This window comes from Bartonella numerosa, assembly GCF_037070845.1.
In the GTDB taxonomy this organism is placed as follows: Bacteria; Pseudomonadota; Alphaproteobacteria; order Rhizobiales; family Rhizobiaceae; genus Bartonella.
Genome location: NZ_JAYMZI010000029.1, coordinates 1 through 934 on the forward strand (window position 1 = coordinate 1; position 934 = coordinate 934).

1 protein-coding gene is annotated in these 934 nt (G+C 46.6%); it reads left to right on the forward strand.

Annotation, left to right across the window (positions count from 1 at the left end):
• The coding region (locus WCP75_RS05025; RefSeq protein WP_336277139.1) for an autotransporter domain-containing protein at window positions 1–934 on the forward strand (934 nt) is incomplete at both ends.

Below are 934 nucleotides of genomic sequence, written 5' to 3' on the forward strand. Positions count from 1 at the left end.
CTTATTTGCTGTTGCCGAATGGCTTTTTTCATGCCGGCTTGATGGATGTTGAAAGCCAAAATAAGCGGTTGGAGTCTCTTCGGACTGCTTTGGGCGGGATGCTAAAAGATGATGGTGCTTCCGCTTTCTTCATACGTGGTTATGGCAGTAGTTACCGTTATGATTCAGATCTCCCTGCATCGAAATATGGGTATGGAGGTCAGTTCGATTACAATGCAGTAGATGCAGGTGTCTTGTTGTGGGCAATTGAGAGTATGTGCGGCACTGCATTTATGGGTATAACGGGGACTTATGGAAGGCTTTTTTTACAGCCTTTGGATGTCAAACAAAGCCAAAAAAGTGCCTTTGATAAATGGTCGGTTTCAGCATACGGTAGCATGCGGCATGATACGGAATTTTATGTTGGTGGTCTTGTATCCTATGGTACGTTTAAAGGCGATGTTTCTACCCTCGCGCGGGGTAAGGCGGCGACGTTGGATGGCCGCCTTTTGAACGCTTCTCTGACTGCTGGAAAGGTGTTTGAGATGGGGTATGGGGGTTTTGTTTTTGATCCCCAAGTTCAGGTTATATATCAATATCTCACATTCAAGGGTGTGCGTGATATTGACAATGTTGATGTCAAGATGGGAAATCTTGATCAATGGGTTGCGCGTGTTGGCGGGCGTTTGGTCAAGGTGCTGCCTGCGGTGGCGACAGGGCACGCTATTTCTTTTTACGGCAAACTTAATTTTGCTCACGCTTTTGGGGAAAAGCAGTTTGTCCATCTCGGAGATGCTTTTCAGTTAGGTGCTTTTGGTTCTTCTCTGGAAGCAGGGTTGGGTTTTAATGCTCAGCTAGTTCCAAAGCTCGTTCTTCATGGTGATCTGTCTTATCAACATAAGCTTACGAAGGCGGGCTTTTTTGGGGTCACTTTCTCTGGTGGGGTGCGCTACAG